Origin of the sequence: Achromobacter spanius (genome assembly GCF_003994415.1) — a bacterium.
GTDB classification, from domain to species: Bacteria; Pseudomonadota; Gammaproteobacteria; order Burkholderiales; family Burkholderiaceae_B; genus Achromobacter; species Achromobacter spanius_C.
Genome location: NZ_CP034689.1, coordinates 3,079,403 through 3,105,061 on the forward strand (window position 1 = coordinate 3,079,403; position 25,659 = coordinate 3,105,061).

The window sequence follows — 25,659 nt, forward strand, 5'->3', positions numbered from 1 at the left end:
CGGCTATGGTGCCCGGCTTGCGGACACGATAAGGCGCGGCCGGTTGCCGTGGACGAAGGCGAACTGCTGGCCTGGACGGTGATGCCGGACAAGGGCAGGGCGGCGCAGCCGGATTCCGGATCTGACTCACCAAATCCCCCCCGTCCCCTGGCCTCGCTGACTCGGGGCCGGTCATCATCGCGACGGTACGCGCAGTGCCCGTGGGGCCGGTGCTGGTGGCGCGGCTGCAAGCGTCGCCTTCGCATATCGGCCAGCGCTTGCGTCTGTTCCAGCGCCAGATGTCGGGGCGCGCGCTGCCGTGGGCGGAGCCGCTGCCGGACCAGACCCGTCAAGCCGACCCTGAAGCCTGCGCTTTGAAGCCGAACCTTAAATCCTGACCTTCGACGCCGAACCCGGCACCGGCCAGCCGCTTCACTTCCCCGCGCGGATCGATTCCAGCCTTTGCGCCAATGACGCGGTGGACAGTTCGCCCACGCGCAAATCCACCAAGCGGCCCTGGGCATCCAGGAACAGCGTGGCGGGCAGGCCGCGATTGCTGAATTTGCGCGACGCCTCGCCCGCCGGGTCGATCAGTACGTTCCGCAAGCCGGGCGCGTGTTCGTCCAGGAATTTCGTCACGTCGCGCGGGGCTTCCGCCTGGTTCAGGAAAACAAAGTTGACGTCCGGATTGGCAGCCTGCGCGGCGGCAAACGCCGGCATTTCGCGGCGGCACGGCGGGCACCAGCTAGCCCACAGGTTGATGACGGTGGGCTTGCCCTGAAAGGCGGATAGCGCGGAGGGGGCGCCGTCCAAGTTCTGTACCGCCAAGGCAGCCAGTTCAGGCTGCGGCTGCGGCGAGGCCGCCAGCCAGCGCCCGCCGCCCAGCCATGCCACGCTGGCCAGCGCCAAGGCGCCCAGCAAGGCCACACGCGGCGCGCGGCGCCGGATCACGGCGGCAATCGCATAGACCCAGGCAGCGGCGAGCCCGGCCAGGCCAATCCATCCGCCGTCGCGCAGGTCCAGCATCTTGATCGGGTCGGGCAGATAGTGGTCGCGGTACTGCCAGACGAAGGCGACGCGCGCGGCCAGCAAACCTATGACCAGCGTCCGCCACAACACCGTGCTCAGGCGGGCCGCGTCCTCGCGCTGACGATTGAACAGGTGCGCCGCCAGCAGGCCGACCAGGGCGGCAGCGATCAAAATCGCCAATTCAGTCGGAAATACCAGCGGGCCGATACGGATGGCGGGGCTCATTTCCCGCCCTCGGTCGTCGCCGTGCGCGCCTGCATCAGCTTGGTAAGGGGCCCCGCGTGGTCCTTGATGTTGAATTCCATGTTTGCTTCCCGGATGAAGCCGGCAAGCCTAGCATGGCGCGCAGGCGGTGCCGGGCCGCTTTCCGGCACGGTCTTGCAGTAACGCTAAAATGGCGGCTCGCGGCTGGCCATCCAGCCCTTTTTGCATTGTTTTCCTGCATTCCTATTCTTGCGCCTCGCGCTCCCCTGATCATGAAAAAACTGACTGCTGTTTTCCTCGTGTCCGCGACCACGTTGCTGACCGCCTGCGGCCCCAGCGACGACGCCAAGCCGACCGCCGGCGCGCCGGCCGCCGCCAGGAAGGTGGTGGTGGGCCTGGATGACAACTTCCCCCCCATGGGTTTCCGCGACGCCAGCAACCAGATCGTCGGTTTCGACATCGACATGGCCAAGGAAGCCAGCAAGCGCCTGGGCATGGAAGTGGAATTCAAGCCCATCGACTGGAGCGCCAAGGAAGCTGAACTCAACGGCAAGCGCGTCGACGTCCTCTGGAACGGCCTGACCATCACCGAAGAGCGCAAGAAGAACATCAGCTTCACCGCGCCCTACATGGCCAACCACCAGATCATCATCGTGGGCACCGCCTCGCCCGTGAAGGTCAAGAACGACCTGGCCGGCAAGACCATCGGCGCCCAGGACGGCAGCAGCGCCACCGACGCCATCGCCCGTGACCCCGTGGCCGCCCAGATCAAGGAAGTGAAGAAGTTCGGCGACAACGTCACCGCGCTGATGGACCTGGCCGCCGGCCGCCTGGACGCGATCGTGGTGGACGAAGTGGTGGGCCGCTACCTGATCAGCAAGCGCGCGGGCGAATACCGCGTGCTGGAAGAGAACTTCGGCACCGAAGACTACGGCGTGGGCGTGCGCAAGGACGACACCGAATTGCTGGGTCAGCTGGACAAGACGCTGAATTCCATGAAGCAGGACGGCACCGCCGGGCGCATCGCCACCCAGTGGTTCGGCGCCAACATCATCAAGTAAGCGGCGCGCGAACTCTTTTCAATGGACTACGTACTCTCTCTGTTGGGGCCGATGGCGGAAGGCGCGAAAGTGACCTTGACGCTGTTCTTCATTACCTTGGCCCTGGCAGTGCCCCTGGGCCTGGTGCTGGCGCTGGCGCGCATTTCCAAGTGGCCGCTGCTCAGCAACCTGGTCAACGGCTATATCTGGCTGATGCGCGGCACGCCGCTCATGCTGCAGATGCTGTTCATCTACTTCGCGCTGCCGTTCGTGCCGGTGGTGGGCGTGCGGCTGCCGGACTTTCCGGCGGCCGTGGTGGCCTTCGCGCTGAACTACGCGGCGTATTTTGCCGAGATCTTCCGCGCGGGCATCCAGTCGGTGGACCGTGGCCAGTACGAAGGCAGCAAGGTGCTGGGCATGACCTATCTGCAAACACTGCGCCGCATCGTGCTGCCGCAGATGGTGCAGCGGGTGCTGCCGCCGATGAGCAACGAAACCATCACGCTGGTCAAGGACACCTCGCTGATCTACGTGCTGGCCTTGAACGACATCCTGCGTACCGCGCGCGGCATCGTGCAGCGTGATTTCACCACTACGCCGTTCCTGGTGGCCGCGGCCTTTTATCTGCTCATGACGCTTGTCCTGACGTGGTTCTTCCAGCACATGGAAAAGCGCTATGCCAAATATGACCAATAATCCGCCGGCAGCCGCCGCCGCGCCGACGGGCCGGCCCGTCATGATCCAGGCCAGCGCCATCAGCAAGTCGTTCGGCGCGAACCGCGTGCTGGACAAGGTGTCGCTAACGCTCGAACAGGGCGAAGTGGTGGCGGTGATTGGCCCGTCCGGCTCGGGCAAGAGCACGTTCCTGCGTTGCCTGAACCACCTTGAAACCATCGATGAAGGCAGTATCGAAGTCGAAGGTGAAATGATGGCGCGCGCCGGTGACGACGGCCGCAGCCACTACGCCAGCGATGGCGACGTGCGCCGCATTTGCCGCAAGATGGGCATGGTGTTTCAGTCGTTCAACCTGTTCCCGCACATGACGGTGCTGCAAAACATCATCGAAGCGCCGATCACCGTCAAGGCCATGTCCAAGGCGCAGATCATCCCCAAGGCGGAAGAACTGCTGCGCAAGGTTGGCCTGCTGAACAAGCGCGACAACTATCCCACGCGCCTGTCGGGGGGGCAGAAACAGCGCGTGGCGATTGCGCGCGCGCTGGCGATGGAGCCCGACATCATGCTGTTCGACGAGCCCACGTCCGCGCTGGACCCGGAATTAACGGGTGAGGTGCTGCGCACCATGAAGCAGTTGGCCGACGAACGCATGACCATGCTGGTCGTCACGCACGAAATGGGCTTCGCGCGCGAAGTGGCGCATCGTGTCATCTTCATGGACGAAGGCCGCATCGTCGAAGAAGCGCCGTCGGCGGAATTCTTCCGCGCCCCGCAGCAGGCGCGCACCCGGGAATTCCTGGCGCACATGCTTTAAGGCCGCTACGGCAATTCGGCAAAAGAGGGACAGGCCGGCGCGTAATTTCATGAGAAATTGACGCGCCGGTTTCCATAATGGCGGGCACAACGTTGTTCCTATTCCTCTCCGCCTGACATTCCATGCCCCTTCGGTTTCCCTTTTTTCCGCGCCGCGCATTCCCCGGCTGGCTGGTTCTGCTCGCCTTGGCCGGTTGGCTGGCAGCCCTGGCCTGGGCGCGCTGGCTGACTTTGCCCGACGAAGGCCGCTACGCGGGCGTCGCCTGGGAAATGCTGCGCAGCCATTCGCCCATGGTGCCGCTGCTGGATGGCATGCCGTACTTCCACAAGCCGCCGCTGTATTACTGGCTGGCGCAGATAAGCTACGCGCTCTTTGGCGTGCATGAATTCAGCGCGCGCCTGCCGTCGCTGCTGGGCGCGTGGAGCGCGGGGGCGGGGCTGTATGCGTTCGTGTCGCGCTACCGCAATGTGGCGCAGGCGCGCTGGTCGGTTGCGGTGCTGGGTTTGATGCCCCTGTTCTTCGGCGCCGCGCAGTTCGCCAATATGGATATGTTGGTGGCCAGCATGATCACGCTGTGCATCCTGGCGGCCGCCGACACCGCCTTGCGCCGCGAAGAAGGTCGACCATTTCGCGCCATGTCGATCGCAACCGGTGTGCTGGCCGCGCTGGCCGTGTTGGCCAAGGGCTTGATTGGCCTGGCCTTGCCCGGCGCCATTGTGCTGGCCTGGCTGCTGCTGCGGCGCGACTGGCGCGGCATGCGGGCCTTGCTGTGGGCGCCGGCCTTGCTGGCGTTCGTCTTGGTTGCCGTGCCTTGGTTTGCGCTGATGCAGATGAAGTTTCCCGGCTTCTACCATTACTTCTTCGTCTACCAGCACTTCGAACGCTTCGCGCAAAGCGGCTTCAACAACGCGCAACCGTTCTGGTTCTATGTGCCTATCGTGCTGGGTCTGGCCTTGCCATGGTCAATCTGGGGCGTGGCGATTTTTACCCGCGCGTTCTGGCGTGAAGCCGATCCGCAGGGGGTGCGCCGGCTGATGGCGATCTGGATCGCGGTGGTGATGGTGTTCTTTTCCATCCCGCAATCGAAGCTGATCGGCTATGTGCTGCCGGTGTTTCCGCCGTTGGCTTTCCTGATCAGTGAGCGTCTCGCGCCCGCCTGGGCGGCGGGCAAGCGGCGGGGCGCAAGCATTGCAGTCGTGGCGGCGGCCATCATCTGCCTTGGAGCCATCGTCGCGGCGGCGTTCAACCCGCGCGGTAGCGCCGGCCCGACCATGAAGGACTTGCGTGGCGAAATGCGGCCGCAAGACACGCAGGTTGCGCTGCACGCCTTGCCATTCGATCTGGGTTTCTACACGCAGGCGTCCGCGCCCGCGTGGATCGTCGACAACTGGAACGACCCCGAGGTTCGCACGCGCGACAACTGGCGCAAGGAACTGTACGACGCCGCCCAGTTCGACCCTGCTGCCGGCAAGCGGGTCTTGATTCAAAACGAAGATTTGACCGCGCGGCTTTGCGCGGCGGCCGACGGTACGCGCTTCTGGATCTGGGGCCGCGACGATGACGCCGTGCGCTATCCCGCGATCACTGGCGTGGCGCCGCGCTTGCCGGGCGCCACGCGCGCGGTATGGCGGCTGGATGTCGATGCCGCTTTCCGTCTACGGATGTGCGGCGGCACGCGGTAAACGGACTTGCCCGTCTATCCGTAATAAAAAAGCCGGCAGCCCTTGAAAGGTTGCCGGCTTTTTGTGCTGGCGGCAAGTGCCGCCAAGCATTGACGCTTAGCCGATCGAGGCCAGCACCTGGTTCAGCGTGGCGCTGGGGCGCATGGCCTGGCTGGCCAGGGCTTCGTTCGGCTGGTAGTAGCCGCCGATATCCACCGGCTTGCCTTGCGCGGCCTTCAGTTCCTCGACGATCTTGGCTTCGTTTTCAGCAAACGCACCCGCCGCGCCGGCGAACTGCGCGGCCAGCGCGCGGTCGTCGGTTTGCGCGGCCACGGCCTGGGCCCAGTACATGGCCAGGTAGAAGTGGCTGCCACGGTTGTCCAGGCCACCGACCTTGCGGTCCGGCGACTTGTTTTCGTCCAGGAACTTGGCGGTTGCCTGATCCAGCGTCTTGGCCAGGATCTGGGCGGTCGGGTTCTTGTACGCGCGGCCCAGGTGGTCCAGGGATTCGGCCAACGCCATGAATTCGCCCAGCGAATCCCAGCGCAGGAAGCCTTCTTCCAGGAACTGCTGCACATGCTTGGGGGCCGAGCCGCCCGCGCCCGTTTCGAACAGGCCGCCACCGGCAACCAGCGGAACGATCGACAGCATCTTGGCGCTGGTGCCCAGTTCCATGATGGGGAACAGGTCGGTCAGGTAGTCGCGCAGCACGTTGCCGGTGACCGAGATGGTGTCCAGGCCTTCGCGGATGCGCTTGACCGAGAACTTGGTCGCTTCAACCGGGTCCATGATGCGCAGGTCCAGGCCGCTGGTGTCGTGGTCGTTCAGGTACTGCTTGACCTTGGCGATGATCTGGGCGTCGTGGGCACGCTTTTCGTCCAGCCAGAAGACGGCGGGCGTCTTGCTGGCGCGGGCGCGGTTAACAGCCAGCTTGACCCAATCCTGGATGGCGGCGTCCTTGGTCTGGCACATGCGCCAGAGGTCGCCCGCTTCCACGGCTTGTTCCAGCAGGACCTTGCCCGACGCGTCGGTGACGCGCACGGTGCCCGATGCCGGGACCACAAAGGTCTTGTTGTGCGAACCGTATTCTTCGGCGGCTTGCGCCATCAGGCCGACGTTGGGCACGCTGCCCATCGTGACCGGATTGAAGGCGCCATTCTTCTTGCAGTCGTCGATGACGGCCTGGTAGACGCCCGCGTAGCTGCGGTCGGGAATGACGGCCTTGGTGTCTTGCAGTTGGCCTTCGGCGTTCCACATCTTGCCCGAGTCGCGGATCATGGCGGGCATGGACGCATCGACGATGACGTCGCTGGGCACGTGCAGGTTGGTGATGCCCTTATCGGAATTCACCATCGCCAGTTGCGGCAGGGTCTTGTAGGCGGCGTCGATGTCGGCCGTGATGGCGGCTTGCTGGTCGGCCGGCAACGATTGGATCTTGGCGTAGAGATCGCCAATGCCGTTGTTGGGGTCGAAACCGGCTTGCTTGAGCACGGCGGCATGCTTGGCCAGCACGTCCTTGTAGAACACGGACACGACGTGGCCGAAGATGACCGGGTCGGACACCTTCATCATCGTGGCCTTCAGGTGCACCGAGAACAGCACGCCGGTGGTCTTGGCGTCGTCGATCTGGGCTTGCAGGAAGGACTTCAGCTTGGCGGTCGACAGCACGGCGGCGTCGATGATCTCGCCGGCCTTGACCGGGGTCTTTTCTTTCAGGACCGTCTTCGTGCCGTCAGCGGCGGTCAGTTCGATCTTGACGTCGCCGGCCTCGGCGATCAGCGCCGACTTTTCCGTGCCGTAGAAATCGCCTTCGGACATGTGGGCCACGTGCGACTTCGAATCCGCCGACCAAGCGCCCATCTTGTGCGGGTGCTTGCGGGCGTAGTTCTTCACCGACAGCGGCGCGCGGCGGTCGGAGTTGCCTTCGCGCAGAACCGGGTTCACGGCGCTGCCCTTGACCTTGTCGTAGCGGGACTTGACGTCGCGCTCAGTGTCGTTGGCGGGGGCGTCCGGGTAGTCGGGCAGCTTGTAGCCTTGATCTTGCAGTTCCTTGATGGCCGCCTTCAGTTGGGGCATCGAGGCGCTGATGTTCGGCAGCTTGATGATGTTGGCTTCGGGCTTGACCGCCAGCGCGCCCAGTTCAGCCAGGGCGTCGGACAGCTTCTGGCCGTCTTCCAGATAGTCGGGGAAGAGGGCGATGATGCGGCCGGCCAGGGAGATGTCGCGCGTCTCGACCGTGATGCCCGCGGGCTTGGCGAATGCCTGGACGATGGGCAGCAACGAACGGGTTGCAAGCGCCGGCGCTTCATCGGTGAGGGTATAGATAATCTTCGGAGTAAGAGACATGATCCTTGAATCTGTTCGGCGCATAGCGCTTTCGGCGCAAACCCGAACATGCTAAGCGGCGTACGCCGGTAGATGTTGTCGAGAGTGGGTTCGTATGGGCAGATGCGGGGCAGGCTCCGGATCTACTCAACTTGGCAGCGCCCGTCCTTTATTTGATGCCCGGTCGCCCGGTCATCCTGGAAGGTACGGCTGCCACGAAGGCGGTATTGTAATACCGCGACACGCTTGACGCGCAGGGAAATCACCGATAAAGCCTGCGTTATGGACTCGATATCGCAGCAATACGGCTTCGATATGGGTTTCAGAAACCGAATTGGCCAACAATTCCGCAGCCCGGCGGCCGCGCGATTTGACAAATTTCCACGACGCGCGCAAGCTTCCCGCCATGAATTTCGTCGCCGTCCGCATTGCGCTGATTATTACCATCATTCCGAAAATGGTGGGTTAGCGCGCGACCGCAACAGTCACAGCCACCCGCCCCACGAGGCGGGTTTTTTGTGGCCGCCTCTGCCGGGCAAGCCTTCCCAACGCAGAGAAACCCCCCATGCAAACCGCTACGACAGACACCGCATTCCAGCACGGCAACGCCTCGCCCATGGCGTACCTGCGTCAGATCCTTAGCGCCCGGATCTACGACATTGCCCGTGAAACCGAACTGGATCTGGCTCGCGGCTTGTCGGCGCGGTTGAACAACACCGTCTACCTGAAGCGCGAAGACAACCAGCCCGTGTTCTCCTTCAAGGTGCGCGGCGCCTACAACAAGATGCGCAATACGCCGCAGGCCGCGCTGGACCGGGGCGTGATCACCGCGTCGGCCGGCAACCACGCCCAAGGCGTGGCCATTTCCGCCGCCCGCCTGGGCGTGCGCGCCATCATCGTGGTGCCGCAGACCGCGCCGCAGGTGAAGGTGGATGCGGTGCGCGCCCATGGCGGCCCGACCGTCACCGTGGTGCAGGCGGGCGATTCCTATAGCGATGCCTATGCGCACGCGCAGACGCTGGCGCAGCAGCAGGACCTGACCTTCGTGCCCGCGTTTGACGACCCCTACGTCATCGCGGGCCAGGGCACCGTGGGCATGGAGATCCTGCGCCAGCATGCCGGGCCGCTGCATGCGGTGTTCGTGCCGATAGGCGGCGGCAGCCTGGCGGCCGGCGTGTCGGCCTATGTGAAAGCGGTGGACCCGTCGGTCAAGGTGATTGGTGTGCAGACCGTGGATTCTTGCGCGATGGCGCAGTCGATCAAGGCCGGCCAACGAGTCAGCCTGGCCGAAGTGGGGCTGTTTTCGGACGGCACGGCGGTCAAGCTGGTGGGCGAGGAAACCTTCCGCCTGTGCCGCGAATACCTGGACGAGATCATCCTGGTGGACACCGATGCGGTGTGCGCGGCCATCAAGGACGTGTTCCTGGATACACGTAGCGTGCTGGAACCCGCCGGCGCGCTGGCGGTGGCGGGTCTTAAACAGTACGTCGAACGCGAAAACGCGCAAGGCCTGTCGATGGTGGCCATCACGTCAGGCGCCAACATGAATTTCGACCGCCTGCGTTTCGTGGCCGACCGCGCCGAAGTGGGCGAGGCGCGCGAAGCGGTGTTCGCCGTGACCGTGCCCGAGGAACGCGGCAGCTTTCGCCGTTTCTGCCGCGTGATCGGTCAGCGCAGCGTGACGGAATTCAACTACCGCATTGCGGATGCGCACACCGCGCACATCTTCGTCAGCATGCAGATTGCGCGGCGCGGCGATGCCGGCGAGATCATGGCGGCGCTGCAAGAGCAGGGCTTTTCGGTCAGCGACCTGACGCATAACGAAGTGTCCAAGCAGCACATCCGCTACATGGTGGGCGGGCGCTCGCCATTGGCGGGCGGCGAACGGCTGTTCCGCTTTGAGTTTCCGGAACGTCCCGGCGCGCTGATGAAGTTCTTGTCGGAGATGGCGCCCAACTGGAATATCAGCCTGTTCCACTACCGCAACCAGGGCGCGGACTTCAGTTCGGCGCTGGTGGGCATTCAGGCGCCCTTGGCGGATAGCGCGGCCTTGGATGCGTTCCTGCTGCAACTGGGCTACGCGCATTTTGAGGAAACCGACAACGAGGCGTATCGGCAGTTTTTGATTTGAGCAGACAGCGGGCTCAGCCTCGCTTGCAGTTAGCCTTGGTAGGCAGTGCCACGCCGGGCTTGAGCTGCAAGGTGGCGCGGCCCGGGCCCTGCGTCAGTTGCAGTGTGGCGCCGCGCCAGGCGGGCACGTCATCAAAGAGCACATCGCGCTTGGCCGACGACGGATACAGCGGGTCGGGACGGTTGAATTCAATGGTGGGCAAGGTCAGGCACGTGTCCTTGATATCCAGGCGCGCCAGTTCGCGGCCGTCGCTTAAACGCACCGCGCGAAACGCCAGCGGCGTGTCCACGAATTTGACGACTTCCGGCACGATCCGCAGGTCGCCCTGCGCATCCTTGACGCGTGTGGCGGGCTGCACCACCACAACATCGCGGCCAGGCGGAATGGCCAGGTAGGCCACGTCGCCGTCCACATCCAGCAGCTTGCCCGCGCCCAGGTTCAGCGCCTTGAGCGGCGCGTGGCGGATCGTGACCGTTTCGGACCAAGCCGTTTCCACGCGAGTCCACCCTGGCATTCGCGCGTCTTCAAAGCGGGTGGCGGCCGGGCGGCTGCGTTCGCGCTGGTCGGCGAGCGCAACGCGCTTTACACGCAGCGCGCCGTCTACCACCTGCAAGTGCGCCAGGACGGTGTCGGCGCTGCCGCTGGTGAAGTAGGCCAGCACCGCGTCGGTCTCCAGCACCTTGGCATTGCCCGCGCAAAAGAAAGCATTGGCGTCCGGGTGCTTGCCGTCGGGATACAGCAGCCGACCGACGTCCCGGCCGCAAAGCTTGTTGCCCTGAAAGGTGATGGTGGTAGTGCGCGTGTTCTGACGCTGGCCGGTGTTCCAGTCGCCGCGGCTTGATGTTGCGACATCCACCATCAGGCCGTTGCTGTCGTAGAGCACGTCGGCGTTCGCCGGGGCGCTGGCGGGGCCCAAAAGCAGCAGCCCGAACAGCAGGCCGAAAAACTGGCTTGCACGTAACGTCGGGATGCGACTTCGGGTCATCGGCGGGTTTCCTGGGATGGATGCAAGGGTGAATATATACCGCCTGCAATGGGCCGGGGGCGGCCTGGCCCTGGCGCGACTGATGAAAATTCAGCTTGATATAAGAATGTTATTACATTACATTTACGACCCGTTTTCATCTCTTTCCATGCCGCGCCAACCGGACGCGGCGGCCGTTTCATGCATCCCACGCCTATCACCGTTTCCCCCCATGCCAGCGCCACGCGCCTGCGTTCCATCGACGCCTTGCGCGGCCTGGTCATCGTCATCATGTTGCTTGACCATGTGCGCGAAACCTTCTTTCTGCACCATCAAGTCACCGACCCGATGGACGTGGCGGCCACCGACCCGTTCTTGTTTTTCTCGCGCCTGCTGGCGCACCTATGCGCGCCGGTGTTCGTCTTGCTGACGGGCGTGTCCGCCTGGCTATACGGCGCCAAAGCCGGCAGCCAGGGCGCCACGGCCGCTTTCCTGGCCAAGCGTGGCCTGTTCCTGGTGCTGCTGGAAGTGCTGGTGGTGAACTTCGCCTGGACGTTCCAGTTCCCGCCGTCCGTCGTCTATCTGCAAGTGATCTGGGTGATCGGCCTGAGCATGTTGGCCCTGGCCGCGCTGCTGTGGCTACCGCGCGCGGCCTTGGTGGCGGTGGGCGTGGTGCTGGTGGCGGGTCACAACGCGCTGGACGGCGTGCACTTCGCGGTGGGCGAGTTCATGCATGTGCCGTGGGCCGTGCTGCATGACCGGGGTTGGATCAACGTGGGCGAGGCCTTGCGTCTGCGCACCTCGTACCCCTTGCTGCCCTGGATCGGCGTGATTGCGCTGGGCTACGCGGTGGGGCCGTGGTTCCAGGCCAAGGTGCCGGCGGCGGCCAGGCAGCGCGGGCTGTGGATGGCGGGTATCGCGGCCCTGATCGGTTTCGTGGTGCTGCGGGCCGTCAACGGCTATGGCCAAGCCCAGCAATGGGCCGTGCAGCACGACCTGCTGCACACCGTGATGAGCTTCGTGAACATCACCAAGTACCCGCCGTCGCTGATGTTCCTGCTGCTGACGCTGGGCTTGGGCCTGTGCCTGCTGGTGCTGATTGAACGCGCGCAGTCGGCCACATGGGTGGGCGTGCTGTGCGTGTTTGGCGCGGCGCCGATGTTCTTCTACCTGCTGCATTTGTACGTGCTGAAGGCCTTGTATCTGGCGGGCGAGGCAATCTGGGGCTTGAACCAGGGCAAGTTCTTCGGCGTGGACAGCATGGTCAGCGTGTGGCTGATTTCGGTGCTGCTGGCCGTGGCGCTGTATTGGCCGGTGCGTGGGTTTGGCCGCCTGAAGGCGGCGCGGCGCGATATCGCCTGGCTCAAATACCTGTGAGGGCCGCGATGCGTTTACGTGATGTGGTCGTGGGCGCGGCCACCTTGTTGGCGCCCTGCGTGGCCGACGCGCAACAAAACCCCGTGACCTTGTACGGCGTGGTCGACCTGAGCCTGGCGGGCTTTTCGACCCAGGATCGGGGCACGGCTTTGAACATGCAATCCGGCGTGCAATCGGGCTCGCGCTGGGGGGTGCGCGGCAGCGAGCCCCTGGGCAACGGTCTGCGCGCCAATTTTCAACTGGAAAGCGGGGTGCTTGCCAACAACGGCAGGTCGGCGCAGGGAGGCCGTTTGTTCGGGCGCGCGGCCTGGGTGGGGGTGTCGGGCAGTTGGGGCGATCTTCGGCTGGGCCGCCAGACTTCGGTGTCGTCGGCAACGCTGGCGGACTATGACGCCTTTCTGGCGTCCTACCTGATCACGGGCGCGCAGACGGCGCTGCTGCCCTACAACGCCAACCGAGCCGACAATACCGTGGCGTTGTGGACTCCGTCAGTGGGCGGCTGGCGCGCGGGCGCGGACATCAGCCTGGACTACGACGGCGGCGGCGGTTTCAAGACCACATCCACCAACAAGCTCTACAGCGCGGCGCTGGTCTATGAACAGCCCGGCTACGCGGTCACGGCCACGGTGGAAGGCGCGCGCTGGGCGGACGGCACGGTGCAGTCCGCCGCCATGGCGCAGGCCGGCGGCGCGCGCCAACCCATCGCCTACACGCTGGCGGGCCGCGCCACGCTGGGCGCCTTCACGCTGTATGCGGCCGGGTCCATCATGCGCAATGGCTCCACGATACCCGCGGTGCAATCGCCTGGGCAGCGCGTGTACTTTCCCGGCAGCACCGTGCATGGCGTGATGGCCGGCGCCTCGTGGCGCACGGGCGCCAGCACCGTCATGGCATCGTGGCAAGGCAGCCTGCCGGGCGGTGGCGCTCTGGCCCGCGATGGCGCCACGCACACGCAGCAGATCTATTCGCTGGGGTATGTGCATGACCTGTCCAAGCGCACCAACCTGTACGCCGTGCTTGGCTACATGCGGGGCGCGTGGTCAGACCCGTCGTGGCATGAAACGCAGTACGCGGTGGGCATGCGGCATCGGTTTTAAGGCTGGGCTAGGCCGACAGCCAATTGCCATCGCCCTCGATCAGCGTGCCGCCATGGCTGGTTGAATCGCCCTGGCGCGCCACCGCCTGTCCTTCAATTTTGGCTACCGCCGAACCACTGACGATGACCGCCCCGCAACTGATGCGATCGCCCACCCGGGCAATGGCGCGGCCGTTGATGGCTGCGGTGGATGCGCCGCTGACGATGGTGCCGGGGCCATGGATGGGGCAGGCATGCGCGTGGCCGACGAGGGCGATGGGAATCATGGGGTCTCCTTGGGATAAGGGCAGATTGGGCAATGGAGCCGAGATGCGGTGGTGCATCGGCGGCGGTGAAACCAATAGATGAAACGAATAGAGGGAAGTCAGGGTTTCTTTTGCTCGCGCCATCGCAGTCTTGTGTTGAAGCGCTTTGGTCGCGCGGGAGGCGAACCCGGCTGCACCACCCATCGATGCGCGTTTTCCAGCAGCGCGGCACGAACGTCCGGCGGGTAATCGTCGATGGTGCTCAGCGGCGGGGTCGGCTTGCCGGGCAAGCCGGCTTCCCGAATGATCTTTGGCCAACGCGGGCGCCAGCACAACAGCAGTGACAACCAATGCGCCAGCCCGATAATCACCAAGGCGGGGGATATCAACAGCATCCCAAGCCACGTCAAGGGGCCGCTGTGACGCAGGTACGGGCCTAGCGCCTCGAACTGTGCCGCAAATGCCGGCCAAGGCAGGGGCAGGTGCGAACTGAGGCGCGGTGGGGTTACCGCATCCAGACCGCCTTCATCCATGTAGCGGCGGATGTATTCCCATTCGGCTTTCATTTCGAATTCGCTGACGCTTTTCTTGCCGACGAAAGCCATGTTGGGAAACGGAAGCGGAGAGTAGGGCGGGTACCAGCCAACGACGAGGTTCACGCCGGGGACGGTATCGTGATGGATGTCGTCCCAAGGCAACACGGCGATGCCGCCGCAACTGGGGGGGCGGTGCAGGTACACCTGGCGGGTGATGCGGTTGAAGCGGATGAGCAGGTGGCGGGACGTGAAGGATTCCAGGCGGGTGAAGCGGAAGAGGTATTTGAAGTAGATGTAGGGAGCGCCTAGGCTACCTATCAATAAGCCGATCATTAATATCGTGTCGGCATAGCCCCAGGGCTGCTCTTCATACAGCGAAAAGGACAACCACATGAGGTCGATGCCCGCGATCGTCGGCAGAGAGAAGAAGGCGGATATTAGGGTGATAAATCCGCGCCTTTCTTCCATTGCGCCGCAACGCATTTCGAGGATGGTGTTGTCGCAGGCGTAGACCGGGCCCCTGGATTCGGCGTGGTCGGATCGCGCGGCGCGCAATCGCGCATATTCCGCGACGAGTAGATCCTCATAGACCGGCTCCAAAGGCTTGCTGGCAAAATCTTTCGGATTCTCGTCCGCCTGTTCCTGCAGCCAGGCATCGGATTTGATGACGGAAAGCCAAAGAATCCACTCCATCAGGTACATCAGATTATCTCCAGCAAGGCGCTGTATAAGTCGGCCAGCTCATTTTCCAGTGCCTTGTGCGGGCTGTTGCCTTGGTAGTCGATGCCACGATAGGTAGAGCGTTTGCACCATTTTTCTAGCGCGTTGTCATCAAAGATCGCTATAGCCACGGTGGCGGCAATTCCGATCAACGTGCTGCGCAAAAGCAGGCTACGCAATAATGCGAGGCTGGCGGCTCTTCCCAGGAATGAGGACGCCCTCGCCGCCATGAGAAGAAGCGAGGTCAGTGCGTATGATTTTCCGCCTCGCTCTGCGAGGATCTTCAACATCGGGCCGGCGGCGGCGAAAGCGATACTCGACTGGCTGCCGACCATCGCTAAAGCCGAAGCGAATCTGACGTAATAAGTAAAGGCCACAATAGGTTTCGCTTCTTGCTTCGATTTTCTTGCGTCCTCCCAGTCATACCCCATCAACACCACCCCACCCACCGCCGCCAACGCGCCGCCGACCAGCTTCAACTGCCCCTGAAAAACCGTCGCGCCGCGCCCGGTCGCGCTGGCGGCGCTGTAATGCCCCAGCACCAACCCCGTGCCCGCCGCAAGTATCTCCGTGCCCGCAGCCCCCGCAAGCAAGCCATGGGCGATCAACTCCCCCACGCCGCGTTCATCGCTGGGCATGTCCCGCACCCGCAAGGCAATCAAGGCCGCTTCAAAGAACAACAACCAACTGCTGGCGCGTAGCTTGTAAAAATCACTGCGATGGGCGTCGACCAGTTCCGTGGCAAACGCGAAGCGGGTGTTCCTGCCAATTTGGGCGCGCAATTGCTTGGGGTCCGCGCTGCGCCCCAACTGGGTCAGTTCGTCAATGCGCATGTTCGTGGCACGCTTGCTGATGCTGGCGGCCAGCCAGCTTCGGGTGATGCCGTGGAGGAACCATTCCTTGCCGGTCGATCCGTAGCGCAGGGATTGGCGGCCCAGGCTGGAATACCAGGCCAGGGCGCCGCCCGCCAGATTTGTCTCGCCAGCGGCGGCCAACGCTTCAAATAAGCCATTCGCCTTGTCGAATAGATCGGCCAGATGTTGAACCGCGACGAACCCCGCGTGCACTTGCTGGATCATCCTGTCGTTGGATAGGACAGGGTCATGCGCTTCGGTTTGCGCTCGAATTCGCGCTTCTTCCCGCGTGCGCTGCAATTCCGCCTGAATCTCTGTTTGGTTCAGCGCAAAACCACGCATCGCCAAGTTGGCGCGTTCGCTTGGGTTGCCGGTCCACCACTTTTCGATCAGATCCGCCGTACTTTTGCACCCATCCGCGCCCAGCACGCACAAGCCGGTCTGGCCCGCGAAGCGCCAGCCGCTGGCCAGATCCCTATCGTCGTAGACGTCCAATGCGATCAGCAGTTGCTCGCTGGCGAGCCACAGTTCGTGATTCTTGGCGCGCTTGGCGCCGATAGCTTCGGCGGCCTCCGATACGGCGTCGAAGGTTTTCAGCTCCGCGTCCATGTCTTCCACACGCAGCGCTTGCCCAGGTTTTTCGGGAGACAGGTATTTACCGTGAAACCTGCGCTGGTACTCGCCGCTATCCAGCTTGGCCTGCACCTTGGCGCGCATGGTGTCTTCGAACTGTGTGATGTACTGGTCTGCTTCGTTGTCCCAGCGCTTGCGCTCCTCGTCGTTCAAGATCCAGTTGCGGCCCGCCGCCATGCCCGGCTCATAGACCCGGGCGCGTTCTATATCGATGAAGTGCTGGGCTTCCAGCGCGGCCGAGCGGGATTCGAACTGCTGCTTGACGTCGATAAACGCCTGGGCCACCAAGACCTTGCGCTGGTTCTCGATGCCTTTGTCGTCCTTTTTGTCCAGATAGCGCTGCACGGTTTCACAGGCGTCGTTGCGCCAGCTATTGAGCTGCTGGGTAATTCCGATGGCGTCATGCAGCACGATGCCAAAGCCGCGAGCACGGCGCGCGCTTTCCTTCAGGTCCAGGGCGACGATATGGCGTGCGTAGCGATTCTCCGGGTCGGAATACAACTGGCTTGCCAGCACGGCCGCGGTGTCGGGCTGGTCCTGCGCAATGGCATCCGCCAGCGTGTCGTCGATGATGCTGGGGTCCAGCACGTCGGGCGCGCGCGAGCAGGACATCAGCAGTTTGCGGATATCGAACGCTTGTAGTTGATTGCGTAGCGGGCTGAAGCTGGATATCAAGTTCAGCATGCGTGTCGTCAAGGGATCGGGCGTGAACAGGGCGCGAAGTTCTTCGATGTCTTCGGGGGCTTTCAAGCAAAGCGTCCATCCACCCGGGCCGCTCTCGGCCGAGCCATGCAGATCGTGCACGCTGGCTGGCCGTTCATAGAGCGGCTCGCGTTCGAAGCGCTGGGGCGCATAGGGAAATACACGCTTCAACAGCCCGCTGTCATAAGTGCGGTAGGCGCTTTCGCAGGACCATTGCTCCCTGAAGCGCTTGGTGAACAGGTAAAGATAACCCCTGCGCATCGTGCGTACGGCATAGCGCGCTTGCTCGCCTTGGAGTGGCGGTAACCCGGACGCAAGGTGAGGCGGCAGCGCTGGCGCCAAGGCTTCAAGCGCCGGGTCGGCGTCGGTCAGGACGGCGTAGCGCAGGGGCAGGATGGCGACTTCGCTCTTGCACGCGACCACGGCGCTGGGGCCGGCGTCGCAACGGGTCTTGTCGGCGATGCGCAGGATTTTCGGCAGCAGCGATTCCAGGCTGGGATGGGTGGTCATGGCTAGGGGCGTGAAGGGGACTGCCAGGAAGGCGTGAAACCCTCCATGTTCCGCTTCTAGCCTGCCTGTTTCTATAGGATGGTTACGAAATCGCTCAGCGCATCCCTGCCAAACCCCCGCGCAAAAAAATGCCGTCCTTCAGGACGGCATTTCACCTCTGTTCCGCATCGGCGCCAATCACGCCGATGAAGGCGCGCGGCTTAGTGCAGGATCTGGCTCAGGAACAGTTTTGTCCGTTCATTTTGCGGGTTGTCGAAGAATGCGTCGGGGTCGTTCTGTTCGATGATCTCTCCCTGGTCCATGAAGATCACGCGATTGGCGACTTTGCGCGCGAAGCCCATTTCGTGGGTCACGCAGATCATCGTCATGCCGCTTTCCTGAGCCAGCGTCACCATCACGTCCAGCACTTCCTTGACCATTTCCGGGTCCAGCGCGGAAGTGGGTTCGTCAAACAGCATGACCTTCGGGTTCATGCACAAGGACCGCGCAATCGCCACGCGCTGCTGCTGGCCGCCCGACAACTGGCCGGGGAATTTCCTGGCCTGATCGGGAATGCGCACGCGTTCCAGGTACTTCATCGCCGTGGCTTCGGCTTGCGCGCGTGGCTGTTTCAGCACCCACATGGGCCCCAGCGTCAGGTTTTCCAGCACGGTCAGATGCGGGAACAGGTTGAAGTGCTGGAACACCATGCCGACTTCGCGGCGGATGGTCTCGATGTGCTTGAGGTCGTTGGTCAGTTCGGTGCCGTCGACGATGATCTGCCCTTGCTGGTGTTCTTCCAGCCGATTGATGCAGCGGATCATCGTGGACTTGCCCGAGCCGGACGGGCCGCACACCACGATGCGTTCGCCGGGCGCTACGTCCAGGTTGATGTTGCGCAGCACGTGGAACTGGCCGTACCACTTGTTCACGCCGTGCAATCGAATAATGGAATCCGACATGCTGGGTCTCCGTAAGGTTTACCGGGGGAGCGCCGCGCAATCAGCGCGCGTGCCCGGTGGCCAGGCGCTTTTCTAGCGCTTGGCTGTATTTGGACATGGAATAGCAAAAGACGAAGTAGATCAGCGAGATGAAGAGATAGGCCTCCACCCCGAAACCCCGCCATGCCGCGTCGGACAAGGCTGCCTTGGCGGCCAGCGTCAAATCGAAGATGCCGATGATGACAACCAGCGACGTGTCCTTGAACAGGCTGATGAAAATGCCGACCAGAGGCGGAATCACGATCTTCAGCGCCTGCGGCAGGATGATCTTGCGCATCTGTTGCCAGTAATTCAGGCCCAGCGAATCCGCGCCTTCATACTGGCCTTTCGGAATCGCCTGCAAGCCGCCGCGCACCGTTTCCGCGATATACGCCGCGGCGAACATGATGATGGCGATCTGCGCCCGCAGCAGCTTGTCGATGGTGAATCCTTCGGGCAGGAACAAGGGCAGCATCACCGACGACATGAACAACAGGCTGATCAGCGGCACGCCACGGATCAGCTCGATGTACACGACGCACAGCGCCTTGATGGCGGGCATTTTCGAACGCCGGCCCAGCGCCAGCATCACGCCGATGGGGAAGGCGAAGGCAATGCCGAAGGTGGCCAATATCAAGGTCAGCGGCAGGCCGCCCCAGCGCGAGTTCTCGACGTACGTCAGGCCGAACACGCCGCCCCACATCAAGAGCGCCACGGCCGTCAGACCACCCGTCCAGATCAGCGCCAGCTTGCCGTTCCAGAAGCGTCGCATGCCGCTGCACGCGATCACGCCGACGAGGAGCAGCGTGGCGATCAGTGGCCGCCATTGTTCATCGAAAGGATAGGTGCCGAACAGGATCAGCCGGTGCTTTTCCACGATGAACGCCCAGCAGGCGCCGCCGACCGACGCGCGGCATTCCGTGGCGTCGGTCGCGGTGAAGTTGGCTTTCAGGAAAGCCCATTCCACCAGCGCCGGCAACGACATCAACAGAAACCACGCCAGCAGTACCGTGATCAGGATGTTCAGCGGCGACGAGAACAGGCGGGACCGTACCCATGCCCAGGCGCCCACCTGGGTGCTGGGCGGGGGCAGGGCTTCGGTGAAGGAGTGCGTAGTGCTGCTCATCTCAACGCTCCACCAGCGCGATGCGCTTGTTGTACCAATTCATGAATATTGAAATCGACAGACTGACCGTCAGATACGCGCCCATGATGATGAGGATGCCCTCAATGGCCTGGCCGGTTTGGTTCAGCGTGGTGTTCACCACCGAGACGATGTCCGGATAGCCGATGGCGACCGCCAGCGAACTGTTCTTCAGCAGATTCAAGTACTGGCTGGTCATGGGCGGAATGATGACGCGCAAAGCCTGCGGAAGCACAACCAGGCGCAGCACTTTCGCGCGCGGCAGGCCCAACGAACCGGCGGCCTCCCATTGGCCGTTGTTGACCGCCTGGATGCCAGAGCGCACCACTTCCGCGATGAACGCCGAGGTGTAGACGGTCAGGCCCAGGAACAGGGCGACAAACTCCGGCGACAGCGTCAGCCCGCCGACAAAGTTGAAGCCTTTCAAGGCCGGCATGTCCAGCGTCAACGATGCGCCGCCGGCCAGCCAGCCCACGAACGGCAAGCCGATCAACAGGCCGATGGCCGCGCGGCCCAGCGGAAACACGCGGCCCGTGGCTTCCTGGCGCTTCGTGCCCCACTGGCCCAGGAGCAGGATGCCGACGATAGCCAGCGCCAGTCCGCCCAGCACCCAGTCCAGCGACGCGCCTTCCAGCCCGGGCACTTTCAGACCTCGGTTGGAAATGAACACGCCCGGCATGGGGTTGTGCGCCTGGCGCGGGCCCGGCATGTTTTCGGTGATCAGCGCATACCAGAAGAACAGTTGCAACAAGAGCGGCACGTTGCGCATCACCTCGACGTAGACCGAGGTGATTTTCTTCACGAGCCAGTTCTTCGACAAGCGGCCCACGCCGATGAAAACGCCCAGGATGGTCGCCGCAACCAAGGCCAACAGGCCAACTCGCAGCGTGTTCAGCACGCCCACGAAAATGGCGCGGCCATAGGTGTCGGCGGGGCCGTAGGCGATCACGGATTCGCCTATGGCAAAGCCCGCCTCGCGGTCCAGAAAGCCGAAGCCCGTGGCGATGTTGCGCATCGACAGGTTGTGCAGCGTGTTGTGCACCAGGAACCAGACGCCCGCCCCGACCAGCGTCAGGGCCAGCACCTGGTAGACCAGCGCGCGGGTGGCCGGGTCGTTCCAGGACACCCGGTGCGCGGGCCGCGGCACTGGGGATAGCGCGGTGTTCTTGGCCACGACTTAGTCCGCCATCAAGACTTTGACGGCCGCTTCCAGGCGGTCCATGCCTTGCTCGATGACTTCGGTGGACGTCGCGAACGAGAAACGCACGTAGGGCGACAAGCCGTACGAACCGCCGTCAATCACCGCCACGCCGGCTTCGCGCAGGAAGAACAGGCTGACGTCCAGGTCAGTCTTCAGTTCGCCGGCCGGGCCAGTGCGGCCGATCAGGCCCTGCACATTGGCGTACACGTAGAAGGCGCCGTCGGGCATCGCGCACGAAATGCCGGGAATGGCGTTCAGGCGGCGCACGATCAGGTCGCGGCGGGCTTGAAAGATGTCGACCATCTGGGTGACGCTGGATTGGTCGCCTTCCAGGGCGGCTTGCGCGGCCACTTGCGAGATGGCGCTGGGGCAGGACGTGCTTTGCGACATGACGGTGCTCATCGCCTTGATCAGGTCGGCCGGCCCGGCGCCATAACCCACGCGCCAGCCCGTCATGGCGTAGGACTTGGACATGCCGTTGACGATCAGCGTGCGTTCGATCAAGCGCGGCTCGACCTGCACGGGCGAGGCATGCGCCTGGCCGTTGTAGCAAAAGGGCGCATAGATTTCATCGCTAAGAATCCAGACCTGCGGATGACGGAGCAACACGTCGGTCAGGGCGTGCAGTTCAGCAGCGCTATACACGGCGCCGCTGGGATTGCTGGGGGAATTCAGGATCAACCAGCGCGTGCGCGGCGTGATGGCGGCTTCCAGCGTGGCGGCGTCCAGCTTGAAACCTTGCGATTCCGGGCCAGTCACGACCACGGGCTTGCCTTCGTTCAACAGCACCATGTCGGGGTACGAGACCCAGTACGGCGCGCAGACGATGACTTCATCGCCGGGTTCCAGGCTGGCCGTCAACGCGGCGCCGATGATCTGCTTGGCGCCCGCGCCCACGGTGATCTGGTCCATGCCGTAGGCTACGCCCAGGCTCAGTTGCAGGCTGTTGGCGATGGCGCGGCGCAGGCCGACGGTGCCATTCGGGCTGGTGTAGCGGATGTCGCCGCTGGCGATGGCGTCCTGGCCGGCGCGCGCGATGTGGGCGGGCGTGGACATGTCGGGTTCGCCGAGCGTGAAGTCGGCGATCTCGCGGCCCTGGCGGCGCAATTCGTCCACGACGATCTTGGCGGCCATGCTGGGCGAAGGTTTGATCTGTTTCAGGCGGGCGTTGACGATGCTGTTCATGGTTGCAACGTAAAAGAGGCAAACGGGGCCGTGCGATGGCCGGCTTGCGGGTAAAGAGAAAAGCGGCTTCGCGTGGAAGGCGAAGCCGCGCACGGGCGCGGTGGTGCGACGGCGCGGGGTTGTGTATGCACGTGCGTCGTCGCGAAGGCGAAGGCGAGGGCGGGCGCTTAGCGCACCGGCCAGCCGTACATCAGGCCGCCCTGGGTCCATTGCTTGTTCAGGCCACGCTCCAGCTTCAGCGGGCTGTCCTTGCCCATGGCGCGGTCATAGCTTTCGCCGTAGTTGCCCACCTGCTTGATGATGTTGTAGGCCCACTTGTCGTCCAGCCCCAGGTTCTTGCCCATGCCCGGCGTCACGCCCAGGATGCGTTGCACGTTGGGGTTCGTGCTCTTCAACATGTCATCCACGTTCTTGGACGTGATGCCGTATTCCTCGGCTTCCAGCATCGCGTTCAGCGACCAGCGCACCACGTTGAACCATTGCTCGTCGCCTTGGCGGACCATCGGGCCCAAGGGCTCCTTGGACAGGTTTTCCGTCAGGATTTCCCAATCTTCCGGCTTGGCCAGGCGCGTGCGCATGTTGGCGGCGGTGTTGGACTTGTCGTTGGTGTAAGCGTCGCAACGCCCCGTTTCCAGCAGGCGGAAGTTTTCGTCGTAGTTCTCGACCAGCACCGGCTTGAACGTCAGGCCACGGCTGCGGAAGTAGTCGGCCAGGTTCAGTTCGGTAGTGGTGCCGGGCTGCACGCAGATCGTCGCGCCGTCCAGTTCCTTGACGCTTTTCACGTTCATGGACTTTTTGACGATCAGGCCTTGCGCGTCATAGAAGTTCACGCCCACGCCGATCAGGCCCAGCGTGGTGTCGCGGGTCAGCGTCTGCGTGGTGTTGCGCGACAGCATGTCGATTTCGCCGGACTGCAAGGCGGTGAACTTGGCTTGCGCGGTCAACACATTGCCCTTGACCTTCGAGGCGTCGCCGAACATGGCGGCGGCCACGGCGCGGCACATATCCACGTCCAGGCCCGTCCATTCGCCCTTGCTGTCCAACACCGAGAAGCCGGGAATGCCGGCAAAGCCGCACTGCAAGAAACCCTTTTTCTTGACGGCATCGAACGTCACGCCGGCTTGCGCGCCAGAGGCGGCGCACAGCAAAGTCGCCGCAACGGCGGTGGTCAGAAACTTACGCATGAAGAATGCTCCTGGGGAGGGGGTCGAAAACGCTTGGGATAAGCGGGGAAAGTGGAAACCTTCCGCAACGCGCGCAGCCGATCGCCGGCCGGGGCCGGGCAGTGGCGCACGAGTGCGGAGGGGAAAGGGAAGCGGGCCCGGAACGGGCGCGGTGTGACCGGACTATGCGGTCAGGGGGTATGCCGATGGATACGCGTCGTGTAGCGCTGGAACGTGGTGCGTAGGGAAAGGATCGGACTCATCGGCGGTACTTGTACAACGTGGGTCATAACGAGGGTCATGCTTGGCGGGGCGGGCAGGGTCGGCAAACCGGCGTCCTTCCGGACCGCTAAGTCATAAGACGTATGATGGCAGTGGTCATACAGGCTAGCAAGTAAGGGGATTCCCGTAATTGCCGTGCCGGCGGTGACATTGCCGGCACGGTTCACCTGGTAAAACGGCTTACTGCGCGGGGCCGTGAGATAGCAGTTTGCGGTAGCGCGCGATACTGTCGCCCAGGTGGCGAGCCATGGCGGCGCGCGCGGCGCCGGGGTCGCGGCGCATGATGGCCGTCAGGATGGCTTCGTGCTCGCGCACGTTGCGGGTTTCGTAGGTTTCCAATTCTTCGGGCGTCTTGCCGCCGTGCTTGATGTTCAAGTCCAGCATGACGTCGCGCACGGCGGCGCGCAGCAGCGCGGGAAAGTGCGGGTTGTTCGACGCCTTGGCGATGGACAGATGGAATTCGTAGTCGGCCTTGACGGCGGCTTCCATGTCGCGCGTGGCGCGGTTGAAGGCGTCGAACGCTTCGACGATGCCGCTCAGGTCGGACGCGCTGCGGCGCTCGGCCGCCAGCCCACAGGCTTCGACTTCAAGCCCCGCGCGCAGCTCCATGATGTGCAGCGCCCAGCGCGGATCGGTGGCCGGTTCGATGACGAAGTCGATGGGCTTTTCGCGGTCTTCGGTGACGAATACGCCGATGCCGGGCTTGCTGACCAGCCGGCCGCTCAGGCGCATCGACGCGACCGCTTCGCGGATGACCGTGCGGCTGACGTTGAATTCGTCGCACAGCGCGTGTTCCGACGGCAGCTTGTCGCCGGCGCGATAGGTGCGGGCATCCAGGCGCTTGTTCAGTTCCTCGATGACCACGTCTGTCAGGCGCGAACGCTGGCGGGGCCGGGCGGGAGTTTCCATCGTCTCTCTTATGGGGGTGTGGCAATTGCAGCGGGCCATGGGCCCGCGTCCGGAGCCGCAAGTGTACGCTTTCCAGACACCGCGACCGGGCGTTCAACGGGGTGATAGAACGGGGTTCCGGCGTTGATGCAACGATATCGAACCCGCCGGAACAGTATGCTGTATGACAACATACAGGTGAGGCAAACGGCGATGCGGGTTTGTGCCCGATGCATCGGCAAAAGACGCCAAGCAAAAAAAACGCCCTCGAAAATCCGAGGGCGTTCTTGTCAGCCAGTGGCTGGTTTTATAGCTGGGCGTTTACTGCGGCCCGAGCTTCTTGATCAGCGCGTTGAGCATTTCCATTTCTTCGCCGGTCAGGTCGGTCAGCGGCGCGCGCACGGGGCCGGCGTCATGGCCGACAAGTTTCGCGCCAGCCTTGACGATGCTGACGGCGTAGCCGGCCTTGCGATTGCGGATTTCCAGGTACGGCAGGAAGAAATCATCCAGCAAGCGGTTGGTGGTGTCGGAATCTCCGGCGGCAATGGCGCGGTAGAAGTCCATGGCGGTCTTGGGCACGAAGTTGAAGACGGCCGAGGAATACACCGGCACGCCCAGCGCGCGGTAGGCGGCGGCATAGACTTCAGCGGTGGGCAGGCCACCCAGGTACGAGAAGCGGTCGCCCATTTTGCGGCGGATGCGGACCATGGCTTCGATGTCGCCGATGCCGTCCTTGAAGCCGACCAGGTTGGGGCAGCGTTCGGCCAACTGGGCCAGGCTGTCGGCCGACAGGCGCGACTGCGCGCGGTTGTAAACGATGACGCCGATCTTGACCGACTTGCAAACCTGTTCGACGTGGGCGGCGATGCCGTCCTGGGCCGCTTCGGTCAGGTAGTGGGGCAGCAGCAGGATGCCCTTGGCGCCCTGGCGCTCGGCTTCTTGTGCATAGGCGATGGCGGTGCGGGTGGGGCCGCCCGCGCCGGCCAGGATGGGCACCTTGCCGGCGCAGGTCTGCACGGCGGTGCGGACGACGTCTGAATATTCCTGGGGCGCCAAGGAAAAGAACTCGCCCGTGCCGCCGGCGGCGAACAGCGCGGTGGCGCCGTACGGGGCCAGCCATTCCAGGCGGGCGGCGTAGGTCTTGGGGTTGAAATCGCCGTTCTGGTCAAAGTCCGTCACGGGGAAGGAGAGCAAGCCTTCCGATACGATTTCCTTGAGTTCCTGGGGAGTCGTCATGCCTTCATCCAATAAAAAGTAAGTAAGAAAAGCGATCTGGGCGATGGCGGGGCCATCTGTCTTGAATAGATGTCGGTCATCGTACAACATGAAATTAAGGTAGGCA

Annotated in this window: 22 protein-coding genes; 9 read left to right on the top strand and 13 right to left on the bottom strand. The window is 63.5% G+C overall.

Annotation, left to right across the window (positions count from 1 at the left end; all coding sequences use genetic code 11):
- Nucleotides 1-194: 194 nt before the first annotated feature.
- Entirely contained in the window at nt 195-377 is a 183-nt protein-coding gene (locus ELS24_RS31280; protein WP_240669518.1) for a hypothetical protein, read from the top strand.
- A gap of 34 nt (nt 378-411) precedes the next feature.
- On the opposite strand, the gene ELS24_RS14225 is transcribed toward ELS24_RS31280, so the two are convergent.
- Nucleotides 412-1,233, bottom strand: a complete 822-nt coding sequence (locus ELS24_RS14225) for a TlpA family protein disulfide reductase (protein WP_127184487.1) — start codon at nt 1,231-1,233, stop codon at nt 412-414.
- A 251-nt stretch (nt 1,234-1,484) separates the two neighbouring features.
- Between ELS24_RS14225 and ELS24_RS14230 the strand changes: the two genes are divergently transcribed.
- The 4 genes from ELS24_RS14230 to ELS24_RS14245 all read left to right on the top strand — a co-directional run bounded on the left by ELS24_RS14230 (nt 1,485) and on the right by ELS24_RS14245 (nt 5,423).
- The gene (locus ELS24_RS14230) at nt 1,485-2,273 is read left to right on the top strand and encodes an amino acid ABC transporter substrate-binding protein (protein ID WP_127184488.1); all 789 of its coding nucleotides are present in this window, start codon (nt 1,485-1,487) and stop codon (nt 2,271-2,273) included.
- Nucleotides 2,274-2,294: 21 nt separating this feature from the next.
- Nucleotides 2,295-2,948, top strand: coding sequence for an amino acid ABC transporter permease (locus ELS24_RS14235; RefSeq protein WP_006219374.1), 654 nt, complete (start codon nt 2,295-2,297; stop codon nt 2,946-2,948).
- A 40-nt stretch (nt 2,949-2,988) separates the two neighbouring features.
- Complete coding sequence (locus ELS24_RS14240; protein WP_127186341.1) at nt 2,989-3,741, top strand: amino acid ABC transporter ATP-binding protein; 753 nt, start codon at nt 2,989-2,991, stop codon at nt 3,739-3,741.
- Nucleotides 3,742-3,863: 122 nt separating this feature from the next.
- A complete protein-coding gene (locus tag ELS24_RS14245; RefSeq protein WP_127184489.1) occupies nt 3,864-5,423 on the top strand; it encodes an ArnT family glycosyltransferase in 1,560 nt (519 codons plus the stop codon).
- A gap of 96 nt (nt 5,424-5,519) precedes the next feature.
- On the opposite strand, the gene ELS24_RS14250 is transcribed toward ELS24_RS14245, so the two are convergent.
- A complete protein-coding gene (locus ELS24_RS14250; RefSeq protein WP_127184490.1) occupies nt 5,520-7,748 on the bottom strand; it encodes an NADP-dependent isocitrate dehydrogenase in 2,229 nt (742 codons plus the stop codon).
- Nucleotides 7,749-8,061: 313 nt separating this feature from the next.
- On the opposite strand from ELS24_RS14250, the gene ELS24_RS31530 reads away from it, so the two are divergent.
- Nucleotides 8,062-8,196, top strand: a complete 135-nt coding sequence (locus tag ELS24_RS31530; protein ID WP_272868275.1) for a hypothetical protein — start codon at nt 8,062-8,064, stop codon at nt 8,194-8,196.
- 96 nt (nt 8,197-8,292) lie between these two features.
- The gene (ilvA, locus tag ELS24_RS14255) at nt 8,293-9,858 is read left to right on the top strand and encodes a threonine ammonia-lyase, biosynthetic (RefSeq protein ID WP_127184491.1); all 1,566 of its coding nucleotides are present in this window, start codon (nt 8,293-8,295) and stop codon (nt 9,856-9,858) included.
- A 13-nt stretch (nt 9,859-9,871) separates the two neighbouring features.
- Here ilvA and ELS24_RS14260 read toward each other — a convergent pair whose 3' ends face one another.
- A complete protein-coding gene (locus tag ELS24_RS14260; protein ID WP_240669519.1) occupies nt 9,872-10,843 on the bottom strand; it encodes a hypothetical protein in 972 nt (323 codons plus the stop codon).
- Nucleotides 10,844-11,023: 180 nt separating this feature from the next.
- Here ELS24_RS14260 and ELS24_RS14265 point away from each other — a divergent pair, with 180 nt between their 5' ends.
- Nucleotides 11,024-12,199, top strand: coding sequence for a DUF1624 domain-containing protein (locus ELS24_RS14265; RefSeq protein WP_127184492.1), 1,176 nt, complete (start codon nt 11,024-11,026; stop codon nt 12,197-12,199).
- Between the two features lie 8 nt (nt 12,200-12,207).
- Entirely contained in the window at nt 12,208-13,296 is a 1,089-nt protein-coding gene (locus tag ELS24_RS14270) for a porin (RefSeq protein ID WP_127184493.1), read from the top strand.
- A 7-nt stretch (nt 13,297-13,303) separates the two neighbouring features.
- Here the strand turns inward: ELS24_RS14270 and ELS24_RS14275 are convergent, their stop codons facing one another.
- The 10 genes from ELS24_RS14275 to kdgD form a co-directional block, all read right to left on the bottom strand.
- The gene (locus ELS24_RS14275; protein WP_050444909.1) at nt 13,304-13,561 is read right to left on the bottom strand and encodes a PAAR domain-containing protein; all 258 of its coding nucleotides are present in this window, start codon (nt 13,559-13,561) and stop codon (nt 13,304-13,306) included.
- A gap of 98 nt (nt 13,562-13,659) precedes the next feature.
- A complete protein-coding gene (locus ELS24_RS14280) occupies nt 13,660-14,778 on the bottom strand; it encodes a hypothetical protein (RefSeq protein ID WP_127184494.1) in 1,119 nt (372 codons plus the stop codon).
- Complete coding sequence (locus ELS24_RS14285; protein WP_127184495.1) at nt 14,778-17,495, bottom strand: T6SS effector BTH_I2691 family protein; 2,718 nt, start codon at nt 17,493-17,495, stop codon at nt 14,778-14,780. Before ELS24_RS14285 ends, ELS24_RS14280 begins: the two co-directional genes overlap by 1 nt.
- A 200-nt stretch (nt 17,496-17,695) precedes the next feature.
- Complete coding sequence (locus ELS24_RS14290; protein WP_127184496.1) at nt 17,696-18,436, bottom strand: amino acid ABC transporter ATP-binding protein; 741 nt, start codon at nt 18,434-18,436, stop codon at nt 17,696-17,698.
- 40 nt (nt 18,437-18,476) lie between these two features.
- Nucleotides 18,477-19,580, bottom strand: coding sequence for an amino acid ABC transporter permease (locus ELS24_RS14295; RefSeq protein ID WP_127184497.1), 1,104 nt, complete (start codon nt 19,578-19,580; stop codon nt 18,477-18,479).
- Between the two features lies 1 nt (nt 19,581).
- Entirely contained in the window at nt 19,582-20,745 is a 1,164-nt protein-coding gene (locus ELS24_RS14300; protein WP_205736992.1) for an amino acid ABC transporter permease, read from the bottom strand.
- A 30-nt stretch (nt 20,746-20,775) separates the two neighbouring features.
- Nucleotides 20,776-21,984 carry an aminotransferase class I/II-fold pyridoxal phosphate-dependent enzyme gene (locus tag ELS24_RS14305; protein ID WP_127184499.1) on the bottom strand — a complete coding sequence of 403 codons (1,209 nt, stop codon included), beginning with the start codon at nt 21,982-21,984 and terminating at the stop codon, nt 20,776-20,778.
- A gap of 167 nt (nt 21,985-22,151) precedes the next feature.
- Nucleotides 22,152-23,168: an amino acid ABC transporter substrate-binding protein gene (locus ELS24_RS14310; RefSeq protein WP_050444902.1), complete on the bottom strand. Its 1,017-nt coding sequence runs from the start codon at nt 23,166-23,168 to the stop codon at nt 22,152-22,154.
- Nucleotides 23,169-23,609: 441 nt separating this feature from the next.
- Nucleotides 23,610-24,338 carry a FadR/GntR family transcriptional regulator gene (locus ELS24_RS14315; protein ID WP_050444901.1) on the bottom strand — a complete coding sequence of 243 codons (729 nt, stop codon included), beginning with the start codon at nt 24,336-24,338 and terminating at the stop codon, nt 23,610-23,612.
- A gap of 300 nt (nt 24,339-24,638) precedes the next feature.
- Nucleotides 24,639-25,553, bottom strand: a complete 915-nt coding sequence (gene kdgD / locus ELS24_RS14320; protein WP_050445009.1) for a 5-dehydro-4-deoxyglucarate dehydratase — start codon at nt 25,551-25,553, stop codon at nt 24,639-24,641.
- Nucleotides 25,554-25,659 lie beyond the last annotated feature (106 nt).